The sequence below is a fragment of the Oribacterium sp. genome (assembly GCF_057249185.1).
Genome location: NZ_DBHIGR010000002.1, coordinates 1 through 26,375 on the forward strand (window position 1 = coordinate 1; position 26,375 = coordinate 26,375).

Consider the following 26,375-nt stretch of genomic DNA (forward strand, 5'->3'; position numbering starts at 1 on the left):
TAGATCGTTCCTTATCCGGAGGTCAGTGGATACAGGATGAAAAGGGCTGGTGGTATCAAAGACCGGACGGAAGCTATCCGAAGAATAGCTGGGGCTATGAAGCTTACAACGGAAAGTCCTATTGGTACTATTTCTTAGATTCCGGCTATATGGCTACAGGCTGGGTAGATGTGAACGGCAGTAAATACTATCTTTTTCCAAACTCTGACGGATGGAAGGGTAGAATGCTTACCGGTTGGCAGTGGATTAACGGAAACTGCTATTATTTGGATTTACAGGGACAAAATGAAGGAGCCCTTTATAGAAACACCACTACCCCTGACGGGTTTACCGTGGATCAGGAGGGCAGGTGGACTGTGAACGGAGCAGTACAAAAACAATAAAAGAAGTTATTTGTGCGTAGGCAAAAAGGAGTAGATATATGAAAAGCTTTATCTCGGGACAGCGAGGAAAAAGGCTGGTGGCTTTATGCCTTGTGATTCTACAGGTACTATTTCAGTTTCCTGTGGAATGGAAGGCAGAGGGAAAGGTCAAAGAGAAGGACAAAGAGATTCTCTTTCTATTTACAGATGATCATGGAAGTCCTGTCCAAGGAGTTCAAGTTGAGCTTTCCATTTATAAAAAAGGCAGTGAAGGTGAAGAGGAAAGACAGGAGACAGAAGATACGCTGTCTTCTTCTTTGCTGGATAAAGAAGAGAAAAGCTCCCCCTCTACTTCTGAAAAGGAAGAGACGAGTAGTGCCAGCAACACCTGGACAGAGCGAGGGAAGAAATATACTAAACTGCAAGAGTATGAGAACTTGGAGAAAGATGATGATTTTCCCCATGAAAAAGGAGAAGGCTCTTATCCGGGTTATGATAAATTTGAAAACCGTTTGTTTTATACCGGGCAGCCAAATGCTATGGGGGAAATAGTGCAAAAACTACCTTCCCGCTATTTAACCCAGGATTTCGCCATTTTCATGAAGGTTCGAGCCTACAATGACGAGAATCAGGCGTTTAAAGAGTATTATATTGAAGAGGGTGTAATACCGAGAGACTTGGAGGGGACAGTAGAGATTACGCTGGACAAGAAACGGAAACAAAAGTGGGATGGAACTCTGGCATTTGATCAGATAGAGGAAATAGTCATTCGGGATAAGGAAACTTATCCCCTTGCTGTTCGTGCGCATTATGAGCCAAATGTGGATGAAGGTAAGGATGACAATAATATAGAATATTATCTGGTGAGGCCTTCTTCTTCTGAAGAACGGATTTGGAATCCGGGGGGTATACAGATTAATGCAGGAGGAATCTATACCTTGATTGCTCGCATTCCGGGGGATGAGAATCATAAGACTTTGGAAGTCAGCCAGCAATTTACTGTTAAAGAGACTTTGTCGGATAAGCTTATATTTCAGAATGGCAAAAACAGGATGTCGGAAAACTATGAAAAAGATAAGTCTATAGATCCAATCAATCGAGAGAATGTAAAGGGAACGGTTCTCTATGAAGAAATCTCTAATGCTGATGGTGCCATTTCTATTGAGAATTCTACGAAGCTTCGAGTGAAAGGCACCGGAACGGCAGTTCTTAAAGTTAAAGTGAAAGACTGGGTGAACAATGGTGTTACATTTCAAGGTACAGAAACACGACTAACTATTACCATTGGTAAAGGGGAGCAAGAGGATTTTACTTTTGATTTAAAGGGCTTTGAAGCTCTGGGTGTTATTGAGAAGGAGGGACAAAGGTTTTTTCAATATAAGGTGAACTACGGAAAGGAGAACCCTAATGCCGGAGGAAAGCATTCCTTCCCCTTGCGCACAAAGGGACAGAAAACGAATACGAGCTTTCAGGTGGTAGCCGGAAAAGAAATTGCGAAACTTAAGGAAAAAGGCATACTTGATTTTCAAGATGGGCAACGAGGAACTGTTGTAGTTGCGGCTACAGCAGAAAATAATGCCCAATATAAGGAAAAAACGATTTATGCGGAGATCCAAGTGGTTTATCCGGATTATTCCTCTTACCTTCATATTGAAGGGGATAAGAATGCTAAAGGTTGGTACAAGAGTAATGTGAAGATTAGCGCAAGGAACAATGGCGCGAAATATCTTGTTTCCAAAAGTGACTCCTGGGGATCTGGAAATTGGAAGACCGAGTTTAATCTGGGAGAAAACAGTGAGTCTCTTGAGGGAGAGCAGATCTTCATTAAAACCAAAGAGGGAATCGGACCGGGACTAAAAGAGGGAAAGAGCCTTGAAAAGTATAATATTGATACTACTAAGCCGGAAATTTTCCCTATTTCCTACAGGACGGATAAAGAGTCCAGAATCAAAAGCCTTGGGGGCTATGACTTCTATAAAGATGCGCTGGAAGTGGAACTAAAAGCTAAGGATACCCGTTCCAAGGTGGAGGCCATCTACTATCATTGTCTTCGACAGGATAGTGAGAACCAGACTACAGAAGAAGACTGGATTAAGCTTAGCGACACAGACAGGGAGCACTTTAGTAGACCGGATGATGATACAGCCATTGCAAAAATCAAGCTTGAACCTCAGTTTAGGGGGAAAATTGAATATTACGCTGTAGATAATGCCGGTAACAAAAATGAAGGCCCCCCCCGTAAAACCGATAAGTTTTTGGTTGTAGATAGCAAAAATCCGGAGGCTAGACTTTATTTTGCAAATCCGCCTGATAATGAAGTAGGAGACCATTTTTATTTTCAGAATCAGGGGACTTTAAGTCTTGGAGTGGAGGAAACAAACTTTTTCACGGAGGATCAAGATTTTTCTCTGAAGATTTATAGCAAAAGGAATGGAGAAAGCAAAGAAAGCAGTTATCGGGTACAGGGGAATAAGGAGCATCTCACTTTAAAGAAGGATTCCACCTTCTTGACCGATGGAAGAAAGAGCCTGTTGGAGGATAAATCCGATTCCTTTATACAATACATGCAGACCGGTGATCGACATGATTTGACATTGAATTTCGAGAAGGAAGGGCACTATCGTTTTTCTTTTGCCTACAAGGATCCTTCCGGAAATCCTTTGGTATGGAAGAAAGAGACGGATCGAGAGATTGCGTTAACAAAGCAGGGCGAAATGGCCATCACCGTGGACCACACAGATCCCAAGATTTTCTTTGACCCCTCTCCGGAAAACGGGCAGGTACGCTATTTTGCAAAGGATGTAAAACTCATCACGAAGATTTTAGAGGAAAACTTTAGTCCTAGGGATACTCATCTTAACTATAATTTTCTTCCGGATGCGGTGGAGTCTTCGTCTTCTTCTGAAAGGGCCAGTGCCAGTACCCTTCCGGGGCGTATTCTACACCCGCGTTCTCTGGCTTCAACAAGAGGCGTGAAACATTTTAATGATCGTACGGTTACCTGGAAGCAGGAAAAGGCTTCCGATTCCACCCTCCATACCTCTGAACTGAATTTCACAGAGGATGGACAGTATGAGATTACGGTAAATACCAAAGATTTTTCCGGAAGAACCGCCAGTGCCTCCAATTTCTTGGTAGTGGACAAAACGCCGCCTAAGATTCGGCTTACCCTATCCAATGACGGCTTGGCCAATGAAAAATACTTTAGAGAAGCAAGAAGGGGAAAAATCGAAATTGAGGATGCCCACTTGGATTTATCTTCTCTTCAGATTGATTTTTCTGTAAAGGACAAGGCGGGGAACCCGGTATCTACGGCAAGAAACTATGCAGAATATTTGAAGAACTCGGCGAACTGGACGAAAGAGGGAAATAAGTATACCTGCTTGGTAGAGTTTACCGAAGATGGTGTTTATCATCTTGGCCTAAAGGTGAAGGACTATGCGGGAAATGAAAATGCCCCCATCGAAACAGGGGAGACCAAAGCTGCCCTTGATTTTGTGGTGGACAGAAAAGCCCCCACAGGTGCCTTAAAGATTGGCGATTGGGATCGTTCCAAGGATGGAACCCTTTGGACCAAGCTCCTGGATCGTATCAGCTTTGGTCGATTCAGCAATAAAAAGCAGGTTATTCGTTTACAGGCAGAGGATAACCTTAGCGGTATCGGGCTGGTGGAAGTGCTTCGAACCAGGGAGAAGATGAGTCTTGCAGACCTGCAGGCAAGTTCTGCCTTTAAGAATGTTACCGGTGAAGCGCAGAATGGTTACTGGTCCAAGGAAGTCTCCCCTAACGAGACTTTTATTACCTATGTCCATCTGAAGGATATGGCCGGAAATCAGTATTATCTAAGCTCTGATGGGGTAATTTTAGACCAGCAGAATCCGGAGATTCATATCACCTTACCGAAGGAAGAGGAGAAAAACGGCCTCTACAAGAAGGATGTGGGGGTAGGAATTTCCGTAACGGAGCCCAGCCCCGGAAACAGCTATGCCGGTTTAAAGGATGTGACCTATACCGTTTACAGAGACGGTATAGAAACCCAGGCAGGCTCTCTCTATCATTTTTCCAAGGAGGAGCCCCAGTTAAACGACTTAAAGAAGTCCTATGATGATGCTCATGCTCTTACGATTTTGGCTAAGGACAACAACAGTAATGACGTGTTACTGAAAATCAAGGCAGTGGACAATGCAGGAAACCAAACGGTAAAGGAAGAGCGTCTTAGCATTGATATTACAAAACCAAGGGTCACATTATCTTTCGACAACAATCGTGTGGAAAATGAGTTTTATTTTAAAGAAAATCGAACGGCTACCATTACGGTAGAGGAAAGAAACTTCTCAGAGGATGCCTTCAAGATTTTGATTACAGATCCGGCGGAAGGAAAGGGTACCAAGCTTTTGGAGGTGGAAAGGGATTCCTTCCAAAAGGTTTCCGGAAGCGGAGACAGCACCAGATGGGAAAGCCGTATTTACTTTAATAAGGACGGAGATTATCAGCTTTCCATCACCGGAGAGGATTTGGCCGGAAATGCCATGGAAGAGCTAAGCTATGCGGAGGGTACTCAGGCGGCCTTGGATTTCACCGTGGATAAAACTGCCCCTGTTCTTAGCGTAAGCTATGACAACAATACCGCGAACCATGAGTTTTATTACAAGGAAGGAAGAAGGGCGGAGATTTCCATTGAGGAGAAAAATTTCCGTTCGGATCTGGTGGATTATTCCGTGTTGAAGGATGGCGGCAGAGAGGGACATGGCAGTGCCCTGTCTTCCTTTAGCGGTGGTGAAGGTCGGGGCGTTTCCGAGCTTCATCATCAGGCAAGCATTTCCTATGAAGAGGACGGAGACTATCAGTTCAACATCCGGGTGAAGGATTTGGCGGGAAATGAGGCCCTGGCTTATCCGGAGGATCATTTTGTCATTGACAGAACGGCTCCCAGTCTGACTATTAGTGATATTTTGAACGAGTCCGCCAATAAGGGAGAGGTAAGTCCCAAGATTTCTTATGGGGATCGCTATCTGGATCAGGATGCTTTGTCTTTGAAGCTTATAGGAGAGGTACATGGAGAGCATGAGCTGTCTTCTCAGCAGGGCGGCAGCATTTCCATAGCCAGAACGGATGCCTTAAATCTTCCTATGCAGAAGTCTATGGAGGAAACCGAGTCTCCTAAGCAGAAGGAAGAGGAGAAAGAGGGCATTGTTTACCAAAGCTTCGCAGGGGGAGAAGAGGGAAATCTTTCCTTCCAAAACTTCCCGGAGGAGCCGGATACGGACGATGTGTACCGGCTTTCCGCAAAGATTGTGGACATGGCGGGAAATGAAACTACGGAAGAGCTTTGGTTCTCCGTAAATCGTTTCGGTTCCACCTATCTTCTGTCCGACAGGGCGAAGGCACTGCAGGGTACCTACCAGAAAGAAGGAGAAGAGATTCTGATTTCCGAAATCAATGCGGATGAGGTCTTGTCTTCTGCTTTGACCTTATACAGAAATGAGGAAAAGCATGCCCTTTCCGAGGGGGCGGAGTATCAGACTACTCGCTCCGGCGGAAACGGAAAATGGTATCGGGGAGATTATCTGATTAAGAAGGATAACTTTGATAAGGAAGGTCTGTATCATTTGCAGATTTCCTCTCAGGATAAGGCAGGAAACCTTGCCAGCACGGAACAGACCGAAAGAGGGGCAGAGCTTCGCTTCGGTATCGACAGAACACCCCCCAGAATCCTGCTTTCCAATGTGGACAATCAGGGGGTATACCGTGGTGATTCCCTGGATCTGGATTTATCCGTACAGGATAACCTGTGGCTGGAGCAGGTGGATGCCATCGTGGATGGAACGGAAGAACTAAGCTGGAAGGACAAGAGCTTGCAGGAAGCGGTTGCAAAGGACAGCTTCCCCTTGCAGATTTCCGGAGAAAAGGGAAAACGACATAAGCTTTTGGTGGTAGCAAGAGATGCAGCCGGCAATGAAAGCCGAAAGGAAGTTTCCGACTTCGTGATTACCAACAATCCTTTGCTTCGTCTTATTTCTCAGAAAAACTTTGCCAGAAATGCCGCCATCGCTACTGTGGCAGGCTTAATGGGACTGTCCTGCGTGGTCAACGGCCCAAGCCTTTTGCAGGAGCTTAAGCGGAGAAGATTAAAGGGAAGAAGATAGACGGAAAGGAGTGGAGATGGACTTTGTCACCATGGCAGTTTCTTCAGTGGGAAATGTCAAGGAAGTCAACCAGGACTATTATTTCTTCGAACAGGGAAGAACGGAGCGGGGAAATATAGTTTTTGCCATTCTTTGCGATGGCATGGGCGGTTTGCAACAGGGAGAGTTCGCCAGCAAAACCGTGGTGGAGGCCTTTAAGGCCTGGGGAAAGGAGCATTTACCGGACTATTCCCTGGGAGAATTTGTCGATGCGGAAATACGGAGAGAATGGACGGAGCTGGTAAACCGCTGCAACCACTATCTTCATGCCTACGGCAGGGAACGGGGCATCTCTCTGGGCACCACCCTTACGGTCCTCTTGATGACGGAGGAGCGATACTATATTATGAATATCGGGGATTCCCGCGCCTATGCTTTGGAAGCGGGAATCCGACAGCTTACAAGGGATCATACTGTGGTGCAGCGGGAGGTGGATCTGGGAAAGCTTTCCGCCTACGATGCGGAAAAGGATTCCCGGCGAAACATTCTCCTGCAATGCATCGGGGCATCGGATCAGATTTATCCGGATTTCTTCTTCGGTGCACCGGAGCCAAAGGCGACCTATCTGCTTTGTTCGGACGGCTTTCGCCATGAGGTTTCGGGAGAGGAGCTCTATCAGGTTCTCCAGCGGAACAGAAGAGAGTCTTTGGAGGATTTGGAGGGCGCTTTAAAGATTTTACTGCGCTGGAATCTGGAACGACAGGAACGGGATAACCTTACGGCAATAGCCATCAGTACCATCTAGTCTTTGAGGAAGTTTAGTTAAACTATGCTGAAAATCGGTTCCGTTTTAGACGGAAAATATAAAATACTGAGTGAAATCGGTCATGGCGGAATGAGTACGGTTTATATGGCCATCAACGAGAAGGCCAACAAAACCTGGGCGGTTAAAGAAGTGCGAAAGTCCGGCGTAATGGACTTTGAAGCGGTGAAGCAAAGCTTGATTGTGGAAACGGACCTTTTGAAACGCCTCCGCCATCCGAACCTTCCCACCATTGTAGACGTGATTGAGGAAGAGGATGTGTTCCTCATTGTCATGGACTATGTGGAGGGAAACTCTCTTAGAGTGCTTTTGGAGGAGCAGGGAAGTCTTCCGGAGGACTATGTGATTGAATGGGCAAAACAGCTTTTGGATGTTTTGTCCTATTTGCATGCCCAGACTCCGCCGATTATTTACCGGGATATGAAGCCTGCCAACATTATCCTGAAGCCGGACGGCAATCTTTCCCTCATCGACTTTGGAACCGCCAGAGAATTTAAGGCGGATAAAACCGAGGATACCGCATGCCTTGGTACTGTGGGCTATGCGGCGCCGGAGCAGTTCGGGGGCTTGGGACAAACCGATGAAAGGACAGACATTTACGGCTTGGGAGCCACCCTGTATCATCTTTTAACCGGGCATAATCCTTCCCTTCCTCCCTATGAAATCAAGCCCATTCGAAGCATTAACCCCAATCTTTCTCAGGGTTTGGAAAACATTTTGCTCTGCGCTACGGAGAAGGATCCGGAGCAGCGCTATCAGAATGCGGAGGAGTTTCTCTACGCCATTTCCCACGTGGAAGAAAGTGATGAGCGCTATTATAAGAAGCAGAGAGGAAAGTTTCATCTCTTTCTTTTCACCCTGTTCCTGTCCGGCATCTGTTTTGCTCTGGGCTTCAGCTTCCTCCTCTCTTCCCAGAGCCAGAAGGAGGAGCGCTATACCATGCTCCTGCAAAATGCGGAGGAGCAGCAGGACGGTGCGGAGAAGGAAAAGACTTATCTGGAAGCCGCCAATATGCCGGATATGGAGGGCAGAGAGGAGGCTTATCTGGGCTTGATTCAGTCTGCCAAGTCGGATCAGGTCTTTAGCCGGGAAGAGGCGGGAACTCTGGAGGAGCTGATTCGGAAAAACAGAGCGGCTCTTTTAAAGCATCCCGAGGAGTACGGAGACATTTGCTTCCAGCTGGGAAAGGCCTTCTGGTATTACTATGAAGGGGAGGACAATGCGGGACGGATGGAGCGGGCGAAAAGTGCAGCGCCCTGGTTTGCCAATGCCTTGGAATATCTGGAGGATGGGGATTCCAAGAAGAGCATTGCCTTAGTGTACGAAAGAATCGGAAGCTTCTATCGGGATATTGCCACCAATATCGTGGAGGCCAGCGATCAGGGCATGTATAAAACCCTCTTTGAAGATTTCCAAACCCTCTTTCAGGAGGTTGCGGTAAAGGAAGAAGAGGGAGAAATGGTTCGTCTGGAGCTTCTGGAGTTTATGGCGGAAAGCATCGAGCAGTATGCCGGAAAGATGCGGGCGGATCAGGTGACTCGTTCCGCCATGGAGGATGCATTACTTCGTATAGAGATGCTGCTTCCGAAAATCAGTGTGAACAGTGAGCTTACGGAGGAGAAGAAGAAAACGTTGGAGGAGACCTTGATGGATGCGAAGATTGCCGTTCAGAATGTCTTTTCACAGGAGGAAGATAAGGGATGAAATGGTTAGCGGTGGATCAATATTCCGGCCTGTTTTTTATACTGGGCTTTGTCTTTCTTTTTTGCAGCATTCTTCTTTTCATACTCTTTCGGATTCCCGGAGTCTTCCTGTACTTAAGCGGAAGTCGCCAGAAGAAGAACATTCAAATCCTGAGAAGGAAGAGAGAGGAACAAAAGAAAAAAGGCTTCTCCCTACAGGGAAAAATCGATATGGAATTTCTTCGGAAGCGTTCTGAAGAAAAGCAGGAAGAAAAGAGAAGAATGGCGGAGCAGGCTCCCTGGAAGCAGGAGGGAGAGGCTACCGCTAAGCTTTTGATGCCGGAGGACAACTATAGAGGACAGGAAACCGCCCCGCTGTTTTCTTCGGAGGCACTATCGGGTTCTTCCACCGAGGCGGGAGAAACTGTAAAGATTCCGCTCCCTGCAGAGGGCGCTTCCGGATCTGAGAAAAAGCCGGCAAAGCCAAAGAGCGGTTATGTAACCTTGTATGAAATGGAGTCCGAGTCCTAAAATAAATTTCCTTCGTAAAATAAATTTCCTTCGTAAATTTCTTGTATTTGCGTTCATTTTTGATACAATGAACACGTTGCTCTTTTTTGGGAAAAAAAGAAAAGGGCAAAATACTAAGAAGGGGGTTTTTATGAGTTGGAAAAAACGCTGATTGATTTAAAAGGAATTACCAAGACATTTGACGGAGAGCTGATCTTAGATGATTTGAATTTATCTATTCGGGAGAACAGCTTTGTGACCTTACTGGGACCCTCCGGATGTGGAAAGACCACCACATTACGGATTATCGGAGGCTTTACCCAGCCGGACAAGGGACAGGTTTTATTTGACGGACAGGATATCACAGGATTGCCGGCCAACAAGCGGCAGCTGAATACGGTATTCCAGAAGTACGCCCTGTTTCCCCACATGAATATTGCAGAGAATATTGCCTTCGGTCTTCGGATTAAGAAGATGTCGGAAAGCTATATTCGAGAGAAGATTCAATACGCCTTAAAGCTGGTGAATCTGCAAGGGTATGAAAAACGATCTGTCAATTCCCTATCGGGAGGACAGCAACAGAGAATCGCCATTGCCAGAGCCATAGTGAATGAACCCAGAGTACTTTTATTGGACGAACCCCTGGGGGCTTTAGACTTAAAGCTTAGGCAGGAGATGCAATATGAGCTTATCCGTTTGAAAAATGAATTGGGCATTACCTTTATATATGTCACCCATGATCAGGAAGAGGCCTTGACCATGTCGGATTATGTGGTGGTAATGAATCAGGGTTATATTCAACAAGCAGGAAGCCCGGAACAAATCTATAACGAACCGGAAAATGCATTTGTAGCTGACTTTATCGGAGACTCCAACATCGTCCCCGGCATCATGCTGGAGGACCGTTTGGTGCGTATTTTTGGTGCCAACTTCCCTTGTATAGATGAGGGATTTGGAAAAAACACCCCTGTGGATGTGGTGATTCGTCCGGAGGACGTGGAAATCCTGGAAGAGGGAGACGATCGTGCGATTCTGAAGGGAACCATGACCCACATCATTTTCAAGGGAGAAATATACGAGATGGAATGTACCACGGAGGATGGCTTCGAGTGGCTGGTACACTCCACGGAAATGCATGAGCCGGGAAAAAAGGTGGGAATTTATGTACGTCCCTCCAATATTCAAATTATGAATAAGCCCGAGTCTGAAGACGAGGAGGCATTGGGCATTGAAGAATAAAGGAACAAGGCTTCTGGCCGCCCCCTATCTGATCTGGATGGGTGGATTTATTGTGATACCCTTACTTTTGGTTTGGTACTATGCCTTTACAGACAAGACCGGTGCATTTACTTTAGATAATTTAACAAAGATTTTTTTATGGGAGAACTACAAGCCCCTGTATCTGGCGGTGCTTCTTTCCCTTTGCAGTACCCTTTTATGCTTTTTTTTGGCCTTTCCGCTAGCCATGGCGCTTCGGAACAAAAAGGTGGGAAAGGGTTCTTTTGTGGCCTTTATCTTTATCCTGCCCATGTGGATGAACTCTCTACTTAGAATTCTGGCATGGCAGACTCTTTTGGAGCGAAAGGGCGTGCTGAATGAGCTTTTGCTGGCGCTTCACCTGCCTACCCAGAACCTAATCAACACTCCCTATGCCATTATTTTGGGGATGGTTTACGACTTCCTGCCCTTTATGATTTTGCCTATCTACAACACCTTAAGCAAAATCGATGACAATACCATCAATGCCGCTTATGACCTTGGGGCCAGTTTTTTCACCACCCTCTTTCGGGTGATTTTGCCCCTGTCCATTCCCGGCATTGTGTCCGGCGTGACCATGGTTTTTGTGCCGGCTCTCACCACCTTCGCCATTTCCAACATTCTTGGAGGCGGCAAGATTTTCCTTATCGGAAATGTCATCGAGCAGGAATTTACGGTCAATTCCAACTGGAACGTGGGCTCGGGACTGTCCATGATTCTGATGGTCTTCATCATCGCTTCCATGGCCATACTGTCCCGCTATGACAACGGAGAGGGGGCGATTTTCTAATGCAAAAGAAATCTGTTCGTTTTTTGGAAAATGCCTATCTGGGTTTGGTGGTGCTTTTTCTCTATGCACCCATCTTTATGCTTACCGCCCTGTCCTTTAATGCGGGAAAGAGCAGAGCCCATTTTACCGGCTTCAGTCTTCGCTGGTATGTGGAAATGTTTCAAAACGAGGACATTATGCAGGCTTTGCAAAACACCCTTGTGATTGCCTTTTTGTCCGCCCTGATTGCCACCATTTTGGGCACCATGGCGGCGGTGGCTCTTCGGAAAATGAAGGTGCTTCCCAGAAGTCTGATTATCGGTGTCAGCAATGTGCCTATGCTGAACGCGGATATCGTAACCGGTATCTCTTTGATGCTTTGCTTTATCGCTTTTAAAATCAGCCTGGGCTTTCAGACCATTTTGATTTCCCACATTACCTTTAACCTGCCCTATGTGCTTTTATCCGTGTTGCCCAAGCTTCGGCAGAGCTCGGAGGTCAGCTATGAGGCGGCATTGGACCTGGGGGCAAAGCCCCTTTATGCCTTTTTCAAGGTGGTGCTTCCGGACATTATGCCGGGAGTTTTGTCCGGATTTTTGCTGGCATTTACCATGAGTCTGGATGACTTTATCATTACCCACTTTACCAGAGGTGCGGGAATCAATACCATTTCCACCCTGGTCTATGCGGAGGTCAGAAAGGGAATCAACCCCAGTATGTATGCCCTTTCCACTTTGATTTTCGTTACGGTCTTTATCATCCTTTTAATCGCTAATTTTGCCCCGAGCTTTATGGGAAGAAAGGAGGAAAAGGCATGAGAAATAATATTGAAAAGAATTTTGAAAAGAATCTTTGGAGCAACTCGGGAGAGCGTGCAGGAAAGCTTGTAAGTAAGGCCGCACAAAAAAAGCTAAGAAAGCTATTTCTGCCTCTGGCAGCAGGCTTAATGCTTCTTTTCAGCGCCCTGCTTTTGTCCTCCTGCGGACCGAAGGAGGCGGAGTCCACAGAGAGTCCGGAGGGAGAGAGCCAAGGGAAGACGGACAATGTGGTCAATGTCTATAACTGGGGAGAGTATATCGACCCGGAGGTGATTACGGAATTTCAGCAGGAAACCGGCATCAAAGTGGTTTACGATATGTTTGAAACCAACGAGGAAATGTATCCCGTCATCGAGGCGGGGGGAGTGCTGTATGATGCGGTTTGCCCCTCGGATTACATGATTGAGAAGATGATGCAGAACCATCTTTTGGCGGAAATCGACTTTAAGAACATTCCCAATATCAAGGAAATCGGAAAAGAATATATGGAAATGTGTGCGGAGTTCGATCCGGGGAATCGTTACATGGTGCCCTATACCACGGGAACCGTAGGGATTCTTTATAACAAAAGAATGCTGGATGAGCTGGGCGTGCCCTACCCCACCAAATGGGCGGATCTTTGGAATCCGAAGCTGAAGGGAGAAATCCTGATGCAGGATTCCGTACGGGATGCCTTTATGGTGGCGTTGAAGAAGGAAGGCCACTCCATGAACACCGTGGATGACAAGGAGTTGGATGAGGCCATGAAGGATTTGATTGCCCAGAAGCCCTTGGTACAGGCTTATGTGGTGGATCAGGTCAGAGACAAGATGATCGGAGAAGAGGCGGCGGTAGGCGTCATTTACTCCGGAGAAATCCTTTATGTGCAGGGAGAGCTGGAAGGCACGGACGTGGAAGTGGACTATGTGATTCCGGAGGAAGGCACCAACCTGTGGGTAGACGGTTGGGTAATTCCCAAGAACGCCAAGCATAAGGAAAATGCGGAAAAATGGATTAATTTCCTCTGCCGTCCGGATATTGCGGCGAAGAATTTCGAGTACATTACCTATACCACCCCAAACGTAGGCGCCTTGAAGCTTCTGCCGCCGGAATACACGGAAAATAAGGCGGTATTTCCGGATATGGCGGAGGTTTTGAAAAAGGGAGAGGTCTTCAGCTATTTGGGAGAACAGGACGAAGCCAAGTACAACGACCGGTGGAAGAAGATCAAAGTTTCCTAACCCCTATTTGAAAAAGATCAAAGTATCCAAACCCTATTTGAAAAAAAGATCTGATAGAACCCCTCTTTATGGAGACAGTCCATAGGGAGGGGATTTTTCTATTTTTAGAAATTTTAGAAAAGCTTTTTATTCGGAAAATTTTTTGCTAAAATAGGGGAGTTTAGAAACGGCGGAATTCTTTGCAGGAAGAAAGCGGCCGGGTGTAGCAAGAAAGTCGCTTGCGTGTAGCAGGAAAATCGGCTACGTGTAGCAAAAAGTCGGCTGCGTGTAGCAAAAAAAGTCGCTTACGTGTAGCAAAAAGGTAAAAGGGGGAAGAAAAATGCGCTCAAAATATGTAGCATATATCGGTTCTTATTCATATACCGGCTCTGCCAAGGGCATAACCATCTGTGATGTGGATATGGAAAAGGGAAGATTTGAAAAAAGAACAGAGGTGGAGGTAAACAACTCCTCCTACGTGGCGGTTTCTCCCGATAAAAGAACCCTTTATTCCATTGCGGATGAGGGAATTGTTTCCTTTCGTATTCTGGATAACGGAAACCTGAGTAAGTTAAATACCAGAAATATCCGCGGAATGCGCGGCTGCCACCTTGCCGTAGACAAGAAGGGGGAGTACTTGATGGTGTCCGGCTACCATGACGGAAAGTCCACCCTGCTGTCTTTGGAAGCGGATGGTTCTGTAGGCCCGATTGTGGACGGCGTTTATGACCAGGGTATCGGTTCTGTGGCGGAGCGTACCTTCCGCCCCCATGTTTCCTGCTCCCGTATGACGGATGACCAGAAGTTCATTTTGGTGGCGGATTTAGGAATAGATCAGGTGAAAATATTTCGTTTCGACAAGGCAGATCGGAAGATGCGACAGGTGGATACTTTGCGCTGCGAACTGCAATCCGGCCCAAGACATTTCCGTTTCTGCCCGGACAGGAATTACCTCTATCTTTTGTATGAATTGAAAAATGTGGTGGATGTGTATCATTTTTCCGAGGGAGAGAAGGACTCGGAGGTGAAGCTGGAGAAGCTGCAGACCATTTCCACCCATAACGATAAGGAAAACAACCCCTTAATTGCCGCTTGCCAGATGCGTTTTTCTCCGGATCCGGATGCTTCTCATCTTTTTGTGTCCAATGCGGGAATTAATACCATCACCATCTATGACAGAGATAAAGAGACAGGGCTTTTAACCATGAAGGGAAGCCTTCCTATTGCCGGTGAATATCCTAAGGATTTCTGCATTTTCCCGGATGAAAAGCACCTTGCGGTAGCCAACAATGAAAGCGGTACCATTACCTTTTTCAACATTGATTATGAGCAGGGACTTTTAACCATGTGTGCAAGAGAGCTGGAAGTGGATGAACCAAACAGCATCTGTATGGTAGAGTGTCGGGGGTAAGGAATGGCGGGAAGTCAGTTTGGAAAAATATTTCATATCAGTACCTTTGGTGAATCCCACGGTAAGGCCCTGGGGGTGGTTGTAGACGGCTGCCCCGCAGGGCTTTCCCTGTCGGAAGAGGATATTCAGGAAATGCTGGAACGGCGCCGTCCGGGGAAGAATCTGAAGATGACTCAGAGGAGGGAAGGGGACAAGGTAGAGATTCTTTCCGGTATTTTTGAGGGAAAAACCACCGGTACTCCTATTGCCATGGTCGTGTGGAACGAGGATCAGCGCTCCAAGGATTACGGAGAAATTGCCCATGCCTTTCGCCCGGGCCATGCGGATTACGGCTTTTTTGCCAAATACGGTTTTCGGGATTATCGGGGGGGAGGTCGTTCCTCCGGAAGGGAAACCATTGCCAGAGTGGCGGCGGGAGCCATTGCCAAGAAAATGCTATTAGAGCTGGGGGTTTCCGTCCGGGCCAAGGTCATCGAGCTTGCCGGCATTTCCCTGACAGAAGATCGGCAGAAGGCGGAGCTTTTGGCGGAACAGAAGATTCTCTCCTTAAGGGAGCAGGGGGATTCTGCCGGAGGAGTGGTGGAATGTCTGGTGGAAGGACTTCCTGCCGGCATCGGGGAACCGGTTTTTGATAAGCTGGATGCCTCCCTGGCAAAGGCCGTGATGTCCATCGGTGCGGTAAAGTCGGTGGAAATCGGAGACGGCATCGAAGTGTCCAAGAGCCTTGGCTCCGAGAACAATGATGCATTTTTCCTTAAGGAAGAGAAAGATTACGAATCAAAAGAGAAAGAGCGGGATGCGGCAGGGAAGGATAGTTGTCCTCATTCCTTGCTAGAAGGAACTACTTCCTTCGAGGGAAAATTGAAAAAGGGCAGCAACCATAGCGGCGGTATTCTGGGGGGAATGAGTGACGGAAGCACCATTCGCATCAGAGCCGGCTTTAAGCCCACACCTTCCATTTCCAAGCCCCAGCAAACGGTAAATGAAGCGGGAGAAGAAATTACCATCGCCATCAAGGGACGTCACGATCCTACGGTGGTGGAGCGGGCCAATGTGGTGGTGGAAGCCATGACGGCTTTAACTGTGCTGGATGCCATGCTGGAGAATCTCAGCGCCAGATTGGACTATGTGAAACGGGCTTATCGAAGATAAGAACAAACGAGATATCGCACACTACGCGTGCGATACTCGTTAAGAATAAAATTTTTTATAAAAATTATAAAAGTTTTTAAAAAATTTTTGCTTATACCGCTTCTCAATAGGAATTGACGAAGTAGCATTTTCGTCTTAAAATGAGGAACAGAACAATTGGGAATTATTTCACAATGAATGAGAACGGCAGGAGTCTCTTTTGTGAAAGATTTTGCAAGGGGGAGAGAAAGATATGAATGCTCAACAAATGGTTACTGTAGGCTTGCTCGTGATACTGGGCATTTTAGCGCTTATTTTTTTAGTCGCATTTGTAAAGGATTTACTGGCGCATAAGGATAGCATGGAGAAGGAAAGCAATACCGCGGTTAGCAGTGCTATCGGTTTTGGAATTAACTTCTTCGACGTATTCGGTATCGGATCCTTCGCTCCGGGCGCTTCCCTTTACAAGGGCTTAAAGCAGGTGGATGACAAGCTGATTCCCGGCACCTTGAATGTAGCTTGTACTATTCCTGTCGTTATGGAGGCCTTCCTCTTTATTCAGGGAGTGGAAGTAGAGCCTATCACATTGGTTACCATGATACTTGCGGCTATGGTCGGTGCATGGATTGGTGCAGGAATTATTTCCAAGCTTTCCAAGCAGATGATTCAGCTGGTTATGGGTGTTGCCATGGTAGTAATCGGTTTCGTCATCATTTTACAGGTGGCGAATGTTATCCCTGTAGAAGGAACAGCCATCGGACTCAGCGGAATAAAACTTATTGTTGCTATCGTAATTAACTTCATCTTAGGCGCAGTTATGACTGCCGGAGTTGGCTTATATGCACCTTGTCTTGCCCTGGTTTGCGTATTGGGCATGGACCCGAAGGTTGCCTTCCCCATCATGATGGGATCCTGCGCATACCTTATGCCGGTTGCTTCCGTTCGTTTCGTAAAGGAAGGCAGCTACAATAGAAAGGTAGCTTTGTGGGGAACCATTTTCGGCTCTTTGGGTGTATTTGTAGCAACCAGAGTAGCATTAGGATTACCCTCTCACATTTTAAAGATTATCGTTATCTGCGTTATGTTCTACACCGCAGCAACCATGTTCTATTCCTTAAGCAAGGAAAAGAAGCAGGCGGCATAAAGAACACAGAAGATGACGCAGGATTGAACCATTACTTGTTAAGAATCGGAAAAGTCGTCTTATGGGGCGACTTTTCCTTTATAAAAATAAACCATGGAGGTAAGCATCATGAAATTCAGCAAGAGTATTCACGCAGTTGATTCCCACACAGCCGGTGAGGCTACCAGAATCGTAGTAGGTGGAGTCCCTAAAATCCCCGGAAAGACTATGCCTGAGAAGAAGCAGTGGCTTGAGGACAATATGGATTATCTTCGTACCGCTATTATGTTGGAACCGAGAGGACATAACGATATGTTCGGTTCCATTTTGACACAGCCTACAGTGGATGAGGCCGATTACGGTATTATCTTTATGGATGGCGGCGGATACCTGAACATGTGCGGACATGGAACCATCGGTGCTATGACCGTTGCAGTAGAGACCGGTATCGTTCCTGTAACAGAGCCGATTACCAAGATTGTACAGGAGGCTCCTGCAGGAATTATCCACGGTGAAGTTACCGTTGTGGACGGCAAGGCTAAGAAGGTAAGCTTCCAGAACGTTCCCGCTTTCTTATACAAGAGAGATCAGGAGGTAGAGCTTCCGGGTTACGGCAAGATTAAGTTTGATATTTCCTTCGGCGGATCCTTCTTCGCTATCGTGAAGGTGGACCAGATCGGTGTAGAGATTAAGCCGGAAAATGCAGATAAGCTGAACGCTTTGGGAATCCAGCTAAGAGACATCATCAACAAGGAGATTCCTGTACAGCATCCATTGCTTTCCCATATCCATACCGTAGACTTAGTAGAATGGTGGTCTACAACAGAGACCAAGGGCGCGACCTTAAAGAACTGCGTAGTATTCGGACAGGGACAGGTAGACCGTTCTCCTTGTGGAACAGGAACCAGTGCAAAGCTGGCTACTCTTTTCGCAAAGGGTGAGTTAAAGCAGGGAGATAAGTTCTTCTATGAGTCCATCCTGGGCACCATCTTCGAGGGAGAAATCGTAGGAACCACCAAGGTGGGAGATTACGATGCGGTTATTCCTCAGATTACCGGTTCCGCATGGATTACCGGCTTCAACCACTTTGTGATTGATGAAGAAGATCCTGTTAAGCATGGATTTATCTTAAAGTAAATTCAGTAATGTAGATTTGGAAATGAGCTGATTTGATTTTGCAGAGCTTGCCGAAAGCCGGCGAAGTGAAGGACTGTAAGAATCAATAGTTGAAGCGATTGCAGAATGGGGCTGTAAGAGGGGCAATCTGAGCCCGATACTTGCCGAAAGCCGGCGAAGTGAAGGACTGTAGAAATCAATAAATGAAGCGATTGCAGAATGGGTCTGTAAGAGGGGTAATCTGAGCCCGTCAGTACTTACTGAAAGCGAGCTAAAGCGAAGCTTGAAGTTAGTACTGTTACGAAGGCGAGGTTAGCGGGAGCGTGCCCCGAATACAGACCCATTCTGCATTAAAGCGTCTCATTAATTAATATGAATACAGTCTTTCACGACGCGGAGCGAGGCTGGCGGGCGCATACCCCTCTTACAGACCCATTCTGCATTAGAGCGTATCTCTATAGATAAAATATTTTATAGGGAATAAAGATTGCAAATCCAAAATTCATCATGTAAAATCAAAGGATAGTTTTTTAACAATATCCAAAAAGGGGGAAACAGTTATGGCAGACAAGAAATTAGTAGAGCAAATTACTTCCCGTGAGGAAGACTTTGCGCAGTGGTATACGGACGTAGTAAAGAAAGCGGAGCTTACAGATTATTCTTCTGTAAAGGGCTTCATGGTTATTCGACCTGCAGGCTATGCTATCTGGGAGAATATCATGGCGGCTCTGGATTCCCGTTTTAAAGCTACAGGTGTACAAAACTGTTCTATGCCGCTTTTAATCCCCCAGTCCTTATTAGAAAAAGAGAGTGAGCATGTGGAAGGTTTTGCCCCGGAAGTAGCATGGGTTACCTCCGGCGGTTCCAAGAGACTGGAGGAAAGACTTTGTGTACGTCCTACCTCCGAGGTACTTTTCTGTGACTACTATTCCAAGGTGGTAAAGTCCTATCGTGACCTTCCTCAGCTTCTGAACCAGTGGTGTTCCGTAGTTCGTTGGGAGAAGACCACCAGACCTTTCTTAAGAACCAGAGAGTTCTTATGGCAGGAGGGACATACCGTTCACGCTACGGCAGAGGAAGCGGAAGAGAGAACCCTTTTAATGCTGGACATCTATGCGGATGTTTTGGAAAATGAACTGGCGATTCCTGTAGTGAAGGGTCGTAAGACCGATAAGGAGAAGTTTGCCGGTGCGATTGCTACCTATACGGTAGAGGCTTTGATGCATGACGGACAGGCCTTGCAGTGTGCTACCTCCCACAACTTCGGAGACGGCTTTGCCAAGGCATTCCAGGTGCAGTATTTAAGCAAGAACAATACCGTTGAGCCGGTACACCAGACCTCCTGGGGTATCACCACAAGAACCATCGGTGCTTTAATCATGGTTCACGGGGATGATTCCGGATTGGTTCTTCCTCCTCGTATTGCTCCTGTACAGGTAAATATCATTCCTATCCAGCAGAATAAGGAAGGGGTACTGGACAAGGCCTTTGATTTGATGAACAGCTTAAAGGATGCAGGACTTCGGGTGAAGGTGGATGATTCCGATAAGACTCCCGGATTTAAGTTTGCAGACAGTGAAGTAAGAGGAATTCCTCTTCGTCTGGAAATCGGACCGAAGGATATCGAAGCGGGACAGGTAGTACTGGTAAGAAGAGACACCAGAGAGAAGATTGTGGTATCCTTTGAGAATCTTGTGGAAGAAAGCAAGAAGCTTTTGGAGCAGATTCAGAAGGATATGTATAATAGAGCATTAACTTTCCAGAAGGAAAGAACCACTGATGCCAAGAGCTTGGATGAATTGGTAGCCTCCCTGGATAAGAAGCCCGGATTTGTTCGCGCGATGTGGTGCGGTTGCAGAGAGTGCGAGGAGAAGCTTAAGGAGTATTCCGGTATCACTTCCCGTTGCATTCCTGCAAAGCAGGAAAAGATTGCCGATACCTGCGTGGTATGCGGAAAGCCTGCTACAAAGATGGTTTACTGGGGAAGAGCTTATTAAAAAAGGAAAATGGATGAAAGATCCGAAAGCAATACAAATCACCGTTCCCAAAGGGGTAGAACTCATTATTCGACAGATTGAGCAGGCTGGTTACGAAGCCTACGCTGTCGGAGGATGTGTTCGGGACGCCCTTTTGGGACGAGAACCTGAAGATTGGGATATTACGACTTCCGCCAAACCGGAGGTCGTAAAATCCCTTTTTTTGCGTACCATTGATACGGGAATCGAGCATGGCACCGTGACGGTTCTGCTTAGCGCCCAGGAAGCCGGAGAGGGAGACAGAGCCTTTGAGGTAACTACCTACCGGGTAGACGGCATTTACGAGGATGGGCGGCACCCTAAGACAGTGTCCTTTACCGGAAGTCTGGAAGAGGATCTGGCCAGAAGGGATTTTACCATCAATGCCATGGCTTACCACATGGACCGTGGCATCATTGACTGTTATCATGGACAAGAAGACCTGGAAAATAAAAGGATTCGCACCGTGGGAAGGGCAGAGGAACGTTTTACGGAGGATGCCCTTCGTATGATGCGGGGAATTCGTTTTTCCGCCCAGCTGGATTTTCAGATAGAAGCGGACTGCCTTCAGGCCATGCTGGCTCTTCGGGAAAACCTCGGAAAGGTTTCCAAGGAACGGATTGCGGTGGAGCTGGTGAAGCTTTTATGTAGCCCTCATCCGGAGCGGGTGAAGCTGCTTTTTTCTACCGGCCTTTCCGACTTTGTGACACGGCATTTTTCGGAAATCGAGAAGCGGGGAATTCCTTCTCTTTTAGGAAATGCCAAAGCTAAGAAGTATCTGCGCTTGGGCCTTCTGCTAAGGCACCTGCCGGAATATGCCAAGGAAATTTTAGAAGAGCTGAAACTGGATCGGGAATGTATTGATCAGGCTTCCGCCTTTGTGGAGCTCTTTTCTTTGGAAGAGGCGGATTCTCCCTATGCCCTTCGGAAACGGCTTTCTCGGTATGGACTTGAACTGGTTCAGGACTTTTATGAGACCAAGGCGCTCCTTTTGGAAAATGTTTCCAATACCCCGGGGAAGGCTATGGCGGAACAGGTGAAGCTTCGCCTTTCATGGCTTCAAAAGATTCAGCAGGAGGGGGATTGCTATACCCTTTCCGATTTGGCAATCAAGGGCAAGGACTTACTTTCTATAGGCGTGAAAGCCGGGCCGGCTATGGGAGAACTTTTGCATCAGGCTTTGGATTATGTGATGCAGAATCCTTCGGAAAATGATAGAGAAGCTCTGCTTTCTTTTGTAAAAAGCCGAATTTGTTAATAATTAAACAAAAATAAAAGTATACAACAGTATTTAAGAGGAAAAACTAGTCAAAATAGACAATTTTTCCTCTTAAATACTGTTATTATTTATAAATTTTAGCGTTATTATATCGACATTTTATAAATAATGATTATAATGAACATTGTAGAGGAAAAATCTCACTGTTTTTCCGAAAAAATAGAAAGAATTTTCGGAATAGAAAGAGCTGAGCCTATGATTGGAATTATAAATCCCTCCTTGGACCCCTTCTATAATCAGGCCTTGGAAGAATATCTTTTTCAGAATAGAACGGAGCAGGATATTTTTCTTCTTTGGCGGAATACTCCGGCAGTTATCGTAGGCTGTTATCAAAACATCAGCCAGGAAGTAAGCTTGCGTCGGTTAAAGGAAAGAGGGATTCCGGTTGTTCGAAGAAGCAGCGGCGGAGGTACGGTGTATCATGACTTGGGCAATGTGAATTACAGCCTCATGAAGAAAAGAAACAAGATTTTAGAGTATGACGATTTTCTCCTTCCGGTGATTGATGCTTTACGAGGGCTTGGGATTATGGCGGAGAAGAACAGATGCTCCGATATCGCCATAGGAGGAAAGAAGATTTCCGGCAGTGCCCAAAAGGTCACCGGAGAACGGGTTTTACACCATGGTACCCTGCTATATGCATCGGACTTAAGTCTTTTGGATGAGATTACCACCAAGAATAAAAGTGTTCACATTCAGTCGAAGGCTTCTCCCTCAGCAATCTGCAAGGTTTGTAATATCAGTGAATCCTGGGAAGGCTTAGGAAAGGAAGGCTATCCCTTTACGGAACTTCCTCCCATAGAAAGCTTTATGGAAGCTTTAAGGGAGTCCATGGGAGCTAAGCCGGAAGAATTGGTGCTTACGGAGGCGGAAAAGGCGGAGGTAGAGAGGATTTGCCGGGAGAAATACCATTCCTGGGAATGGACCTTTGGAAAAACCCCCCATTTCTCTTTTGAGAAGGAAGGCATTTTCCAAGGAGAAAAAATACGAATCAGTTATCAGGCCCGGAAGGGAAGAATCGAAGATTTTACGATACAATCCCCTTATTTTTCGGAAGAGGAAGTCAGAGTACTTTTCCAAGGACAGCCATTTTCTTTAGAGCTTTTTGAAGAAAAGTTTTCCGATTTGGCGGAAAGGCTTAAGCCACAGGATAGTAAGGAAGTCAGAGAAGTCTTAATAGGACTTGCATTATAGAAGGAGTAGAAGATGAAGAAAGAAATTGTGATTCCGAAGTTAAGACCGGAGATGCAGGAGGCAGTGGTTTGTGCCTGGTTGAAGGAAGTTGGAGATCCGGTAAAGAAGGGTGAACCGATTTTCGAGATTGAAACCGACAAGGTGGTTACCCAAGTGGAATCCGGCTTCGAGGGCACCCTGGTAGAGCAGTGCTGCGAAGAAGGCGATACGGTAGGGGTATTGGAGAAGGTCGCTTTGATTGAAGAGACAGTGTAAGGACTGGAGAAGGTCGCTCTGATTGAAGAGACAGCGTAAGGCAAGATAGGGAGCAAGATATGGAGAAGACATTGGAGAAAGCGGAGGATTTACAGGCTGCCCCTCCTTCTTTAGGGAAGAAGCCGGACTGGTTGAAGGTTCGCTATAATCAAGAGGCTACCGAAGAGGTGGCGGCCCTGATGAAGGATCTTCGCTTGAATACCGTTTGTAAGGAAGCCAACTGTCCCAATATGGGAGAGTGTTATCGGAAGCACACGGCAACCTTTATGATTTTGGGAAGCGTTTGCACCAGAAATTGTCGCTTTTGCAATGTGACCTGCGGAAGACCGGAGGCGGTGGACGAAGAAGAACCCATGAATGTAGCCAAGGCGGCTAAGCAACTGCATCTGAAGCATGTGGTTTTGACCTGCTCCACCAGAGATGATTTGGAGGACGGAGGAGCCTTACAGTTTGCCAAGACCATTCGGGCGATTCGGGAGCTTTGTCCCGGCACCACCATTGAAACCCTGATTTCCGATATGAAGGGAAGGACGGAGTCCTTAGACATTGTTCTGGAGGCCAAGCCGGAGGTTCTGAACCACAATGTGGAGACGGTAAAGGAATTGCAGAAGGCGGTTCGTCCCCAGGCGGCTTATGAAAGGTCCTTAGGAGTGCTCCGCTACTGCAAGCAGCATTCTCCGGATATCCGGGTAAAGACAGGATTCATGGTAGGGCTTGGAGAGACGGAAGAGCAGATTGACAGATTGATGGATGATGTGCTGGAAACCGGCTGTGATATCTTAACCATCGGACAATATCTGCAACCCACCAAGGAGCATTACCCCTTGGCCAGATATGCCACACCGGAGGATTTTGCCCGCTATAAGAAGAATGCTCTTTTAAAGGGCTTTCACCACGTAGCCTCCGCACCCTTAGCCAGAAGCTCTTACAGAGCTTGGGAAGCTTTGGAGGACGTGCATGGTTTATATTGATTTAGAGTCCACGGACGTTTATGAGAACTTCGGCCTGGAATATTACTTAGCCGAAGAAAAGAAATTGGAAGACACGGTTTTCCTTTTTTGGAGAACCACGCCCACCCTGATGCTGGGGAAATACCAAAACCTGGCGGAGGAGGTGAATCTCCCCTATGCCAGAGAGCAGAAGATGAATCTGGTACGGCGGATGAGCGGGGGAGGCACCATTTACACGGATTTGGGAGGCTGGCAGTTTACCTTTATCGACCGCTATAAGGAAGAGGGGATAGAGTTTAAAAAATACCTAAGCCCGGTACTGGATGCCTTGGCGAAGCTTTCCGTGAAAGCAGAATTTAACGGAAGAAATGACCTTTGTATCGAAGGACGAAAGTTTTCCGGCAATGCCCAGTATCATCTGGGGGAAAGCATTGTCCACCACGGATCCCTGCTTTTTTCCACGGATATCGAGAAGATGGTGAATTCCACCAGGGTGGATGAGCACAAGATTATTTCCAAAAGTATCCAATCGGTGCGGGAAAGAGTTTGTAACATCTCCGACCATTTGCAGGAGAAGATTTCCCCGGAGGACTTTAAGAAGCTGATGGTTTCCGCCATTTTGGGAGAAGAGAATAAAGCCAATCGCCTGGAGCTTTCCAAGGAAGAAATTCTGAGAGTTAAGGAACTGGCCAAGACTCATTTTCAAAACTGGGACAGTCTGTACGGAAAGAATCCGAAATTCAACATGGAAAAGATTGGACGCTTCCCGGGAGGAAAGATGCATTTTGCCTTGGAGATTCAGAAGGGCAAAATACAGGAAGCTTCTATTAGCGGAGATTTTTTCAGTACCCTGGATCCTGAGGAAATCAGTAAAGCCTTTGTAGGACTGGCTTTTGACCGGGATTCCCTTTTAAAGGGTCTTAGGGAAAGAGGCTTGGAGGGAAAGCTTTATCGAATTTCCGTGTCTGAGATTGCGGATATGCTGGCCTAAAGGGTTTTGAGAGAAAAGACAGGCCGGATGAACCGGAGAAAACCCATATATTTTTATTTTTTTATACATTGAAAAAGAAAAAAATTTTTTTATAATAAAAGATAGAGTAATTACTTTTTGCCCGGATGTTCTGATGTTAGGGGTCAGGCGATGGGGAAAAAGCATGATGATAAAATCACCATAAAATAAAGGAGGCAGTTTATGGAATTAAAGACACCGTTGTATGAAGCGCATGTGAAGGCAGGTGGAAAGATTGTTCCTTTCGCCGGATTTCTTCTCCCTGTTCAGTATGAGCAGAGTGGAGTAATCAAGGAGCATATGGCTGTTCGAACCGAAGCCGGACTTTTCGACGTGTCCCACATGGGTGAAGTACTTTGCAAAGGAAAGGATGCATTGGCAAATCTTCAGAAGATCTTAACCAATAACTTTGAGAACATGGTGGACGGACAGGCAAGATACAGCCTGATGTGTAATGAAAACGGCGGTGTGGTAGACGATTTAATCGTTTACAAGAAAGGAGACAACGACTACTTCATCGTTGTAAACGCTGCCAACCGTGAGAAGGACTTTAACTGGATGGTACAGCATAAGTTCGGGGATGTGGAATTCACCAATGTTTCCGATGATTATGCCCAGATTGCCCTTCAAGGCCCTAAGGCCATGGATATTATCAGAAAGCTGACCTCCGAAGAAAATATTCCTCAGAAATATTACCACGCTGTATTTAATGCTACGGTTGACGGTATTCCCTGTATTGTTTCCAAGACCGGTTATACCGGAGAAGACGGTGTAGAGCTGTATCTGGACAGTAGCAAGGCGGAGGAAATGTGGGATAAGCTTTTGGCAGCAGGAAAAGAAGAGGGACTGATTCCCTGCGGACTTGGTGCCAGAGATACCCTTCGTATGGAAGCAGCTATGCCTCTTTACGGTCATGAGATGGACGATGAAATCACTCCCCTTGAGACCGGATTAAAGTTTGCGGTAAAGATGGACAAACCTGATTTTATCGGAAAGGCTGCTATTGAAGCCAAGGGAGAGCCGAAGATTAAGAGAGTCGGCCTGAAGGTTACCGGCAGAGGCGTTATCCGTGAACATCAGGACGTTTTGGCAGGAGACCAGGTTATCGGTCACACCACATCCGGAACTCACTGCCCATTCTTAAACTATCCTGTAGGAATGGCATTAATCGATCCCAAGTATGCAGAGGTGGGCACTCAGCTTCAGGTAGACGTTCGCGGACGTAAGGTAGATGTAGAAGTGGTAGCACTTCCCTTCTACAAGAGAGAGAAATAAAAGCAAAACATTTTTCAAGGGAGAGATTGCAGACTTTAGGTGCAATACTCGAACAAAGACAAATTTTTAAAA

General features: G+C 46.5%; 19 protein-coding genes and 1 pseudogene. All 20 read left to right on the forward strand.

Annotated features, from left to right (window positions below):
• A pseudogene (locus ACO4PX_RS00235) lies at window positions 1–383 on the forward strand (hypothetical protein); the annotation flags it as partial.
• Window positions 384–421: 38 nt separating this feature from the next.
• Window positions 422–6,508, forward strand: a complete 6,087-nt coding sequence (locus ACO4PX_RS00240; RefSeq protein ID WP_485570833.1) for a DUF7743 domain-containing protein — start codon at window positions 422–424, stop codon at window positions 6,506–6,508.
• A gap of 16 nt (window positions 6,509–6,524) precedes the next feature.
• Window positions 6,525–7,292 carry a PP2C family protein-serine/threonine phosphatase gene (locus ACO4PX_RS00245; RefSeq protein WP_308578894.1) on the forward strand — a complete coding sequence of 256 codons (768 nt, stop codon included), beginning with the start codon at window positions 6,525–6,527 and terminating at the stop codon, window positions 7,290–7,292.
• 24 nt (window positions 7,293–7,316) lie between these two features.
• Entirely contained in the window at window positions 7,317–9,014 is a 1,698-nt protein-coding gene (locus ACO4PX_RS00250) for a serine/threonine protein kinase (protein WP_485543627.1), read from the forward strand.
• On the forward strand, window positions 9,011–9,523 hold the full coding sequence (locus tag ACO4PX_RS00255; RefSeq protein ID WP_485529117.1) for a hypothetical protein: 513 nt from the start codon (window positions 9,011–9,013) through the stop codon (window positions 9,521–9,523). Before ACO4PX_RS00250 ends, ACO4PX_RS00255 begins: the two co-directional genes overlap by 4 nt.
• Window positions 9,524–9,658: 135 nt before the next feature.
• Window positions 9,659–10,741 (forward strand): ABC transporter ATP-binding protein, encoded by a 1,083-nt coding sequence (locus ACO4PX_RS00260; protein ID WP_315271081.1) that lies wholly within the window; start codon window positions 9,659–9,661, stop codon window positions 10,739–10,741.
• Window positions 10,731–11,549 carry an ABC transporter permease gene (locus ACO4PX_RS00265; RefSeq protein WP_485543623.1) on the forward strand — a complete coding sequence of 273 codons (819 nt, stop codon included), beginning with the start codon at window positions 10,731–10,733 and terminating at the stop codon, window positions 11,547–11,549. The genes ACO4PX_RS00260 and ACO4PX_RS00265 overlap by 11 nt, the downstream gene beginning before the upstream one ends.
• The gene (locus ACO4PX_RS00270; protein ID WP_314634387.1) at window positions 11,549–12,346 is read left to right on the forward strand and encodes an ABC transporter permease; all 798 of its coding nucleotides are present in this window, start codon (window positions 11,549–11,551) and stop codon (window positions 12,344–12,346) included. Before ACO4PX_RS00265 ends, ACO4PX_RS00270 begins: the two co-directional genes overlap by 1 nt.
• Before the next feature lie 128 nt (window positions 12,347–12,474).
• Window positions 12,475–13,566, forward strand: coding sequence for an ABC transporter substrate-binding protein (locus ACO4PX_RS00275; RefSeq protein WP_156778179.1), 1,092 nt, complete (start codon window positions 12,475–12,477; stop codon window positions 13,564–13,566).
• Between the two features lie 319 nt (window positions 13,567–13,885).
• Window positions 13,886–14,956, forward strand: a complete 1,071-nt coding sequence (locus tag ACO4PX_RS00280) for a lactonase family protein (RefSeq protein WP_304072637.1) — start codon at window positions 13,886–13,888, stop codon at window positions 14,954–14,956.
• A 3-nt stretch (window positions 14,957–14,959) separates the two neighbouring features.
• Entirely contained in the window at window positions 14,960–16,108 is a 1,149-nt protein-coding gene (gene aroC / locus ACO4PX_RS00285) for a chorismate synthase (RefSeq protein ID WP_485570836.1), read from the forward strand.
• A gap of 232 nt (window positions 16,109–16,340) precedes the next feature.
• Window positions 16,341–17,231 carry a TSUP family transporter gene (locus ACO4PX_RS00290; RefSeq protein WP_455015679.1) on the forward strand — a complete coding sequence of 297 codons (891 nt, stop codon included), beginning with the start codon at window positions 16,341–16,343 and terminating at the stop codon, window positions 17,229–17,231.
• A 108-nt stretch (window positions 17,232–17,339) separates the two neighbouring features.
• Window positions 17,340–18,347 (forward strand): proline racemase, encoded by a 1,008-nt coding sequence (locus ACO4PX_RS00295; protein ID WP_040649593.1) that lies wholly within the window; start codon window positions 17,340–17,342, stop codon window positions 18,345–18,347.
• A 539-nt stretch (window positions 18,348–18,886) separates the two neighbouring features.
• Window positions 18,887–20,323 (forward strand): proline--tRNA ligase, encoded by a 1,437-nt coding sequence (gene proS / locus ACO4PX_RS00300; protein WP_304073028.1) that lies wholly within the window; start codon window positions 18,887–18,889, stop codon window positions 20,321–20,323.
• A 13-nt stretch (window positions 20,324–20,336) separates the two neighbouring features.
• On the forward strand, window positions 20,337–21,599 hold the full coding sequence (locus ACO4PX_RS00305; protein ID WP_485543614.1) for a CCA tRNA nucleotidyltransferase: 1,263 nt from the start codon (window positions 20,337–20,339) through the stop codon (window positions 21,597–21,599).
• Between the two features lie 216 nt (window positions 21,600–21,815).
• Window positions 21,816–22,814, forward strand: a complete 999-nt coding sequence (locus ACO4PX_RS00310) for a lipoyl protein ligase domain-containing protein (RefSeq protein ID WP_485543612.1) — start codon at window positions 21,816–21,818, stop codon at window positions 22,812–22,814.
• Window positions 22,815–22,826: 12 nt separating this feature from the next.
• Complete coding sequence (locus ACO4PX_RS00315; RefSeq protein WP_485532215.1) at window positions 22,827–23,069, forward strand: biotin/lipoyl-containing protein; 243 nt, start codon at window positions 22,827–22,829, stop codon at window positions 23,067–23,069.
• Window positions 23,070–23,128: 59 nt separating this feature from the next.
• Window positions 23,129–24,040: a lipoyl synthase gene (lipA, locus tag ACO4PX_RS00320; RefSeq protein ID WP_308578885.1), complete on the forward strand. Its 912-nt coding sequence runs from the start codon at window positions 23,129–23,131 to the stop codon at window positions 24,038–24,040.
• Window positions 24,027–25,010: a lipoate--protein ligase gene (lplA, locus tag ACO4PX_RS00325; protein WP_485558928.1), complete on the forward strand. Its 984-nt coding sequence runs from the start codon at window positions 24,027–24,029 to the stop codon at window positions 25,008–25,010. The genes lipA and lplA overlap by 14 nt, the downstream gene beginning before the upstream one ends.
• A gap of 201 nt (window positions 25,011–25,211) precedes the next feature.
• The gene (gene gcvT / locus ACO4PX_RS00330) at window positions 25,212–26,303 is read left to right on the forward strand and encodes a glycine cleavage system aminomethyltransferase GcvT (RefSeq protein WP_308578882.1); all 1,092 of its coding nucleotides are present in this window, start codon (window positions 25,212–25,214) and stop codon (window positions 26,301–26,303) included.
• Window positions 26,304–26,375 lie beyond the last annotated feature (72 nt).

Excerpts from the sequence above, each read along its gene's own strand:
- ACO4PX_RS00240 (WP_485570833.1), top strand. The coding sequence starts at position 422 with ATGAAAAGCTTTATCTCGGGACAGCGAGGAAAAAGGCTGGTGGCTTTA.
- ACO4PX_RS00245 (WP_308578894.1), top strand. The coding sequence starts at position 6,525 with ATGGACTTTGTCACCATGGCAGTTTCTTCAGTGGGAAATGTCAAGGAA.
- ACO4PX_RS00250 (WP_485543627.1), top strand. The coding sequence starts at position 7,317 with ATGCTGAAAATCGGTTCCGTTTTAGACGGAAAATATAAAATACTGAGT.
- ACO4PX_RS00255 (WP_485529117.1), top strand. The coding sequence starts at position 9,011 with ATGAAATGGTTAGCGGTGGATCAATATTCCGGCCTGTTTTTTATACTG.
- ACO4PX_RS00270 (WP_314634387.1), top strand. The coding sequence starts at position 11,549 with ATGCAAAAGAAATCTGTTCGTTTTTTGGAAAATGCCTATCTGGGTTTG.
- ACO4PX_RS00275 (WP_156778179.1), top strand. The coding sequence starts at position 12,475 with ATGCTTCTTTTCAGCGCCCTGCTTTTGTCCTCCTGCGGACCGAAGGAG.
- ACO4PX_RS00280 (WP_304072637.1), top strand. The coding sequence starts at position 13,886 with ATGCGCTCAAAATATGTAGCATATATCGGTTCTTATTCATATACCGGC.
- aroC (WP_485570836.1), top strand. The coding sequence starts at position 14,960 with ATGGCGGGAAGTCAGTTTGGAAAAATATTTCATATCAGTACCTTTGGT.
- ACO4PX_RS00290 (WP_455015679.1), top strand. The coding sequence starts at position 16,341 with ATGAATGCTCAACAAATGGTTACTGTAGGCTTGCTCGTGATACTGGGC.
- ACO4PX_RS00295 (WP_040649593.1), top strand. The coding sequence starts at position 17,340 with ATGAAATTCAGCAAGAGTATTCACGCAGTTGATTCCCACACAGCCGGT.
- proS (WP_304073028.1), top strand. The coding sequence starts at position 18,887 with ATGGCAGACAAGAAATTAGTAGAGCAAATTACTTCCCGTGAGGAAGAC.
- ACO4PX_RS00305 (WP_485543614.1), top strand. The coding sequence starts at position 20,337 with ATGAAAGATCCGAAAGCAATACAAATCACCGTTCCCAAAGGGGTAGAA.
- ACO4PX_RS00310 (WP_485543612.1), top strand. The coding sequence starts at position 21,816 with ATGATTGGAATTATAAATCCCTCCTTGGACCCCTTCTATAATCAGGCC.
- ACO4PX_RS00315 (WP_485532215.1), top strand. The coding sequence starts at position 22,827 with ATGAAGAAAGAAATTGTGATTCCGAAGTTAAGACCGGAGATGCAGGAG.
- lipA (WP_308578885.1), top strand. The coding sequence starts at position 23,129 with ATGGAGAAGACATTGGAGAAAGCGGAGGATTTACAGGCTGCCCCTCCT.
- lplA (WP_485558928.1), top strand. The coding sequence starts at position 24,027 with ATGGTTTATATTGATTTAGAGTCCACGGACGTTTATGAGAACTTCGGC.
- gcvT (WP_308578882.1), top strand. The coding sequence starts at position 25,212 with ATGGAATTAAAGACACCGTTGTATGAAGCGCATGTGAAGGCAGGTGGA.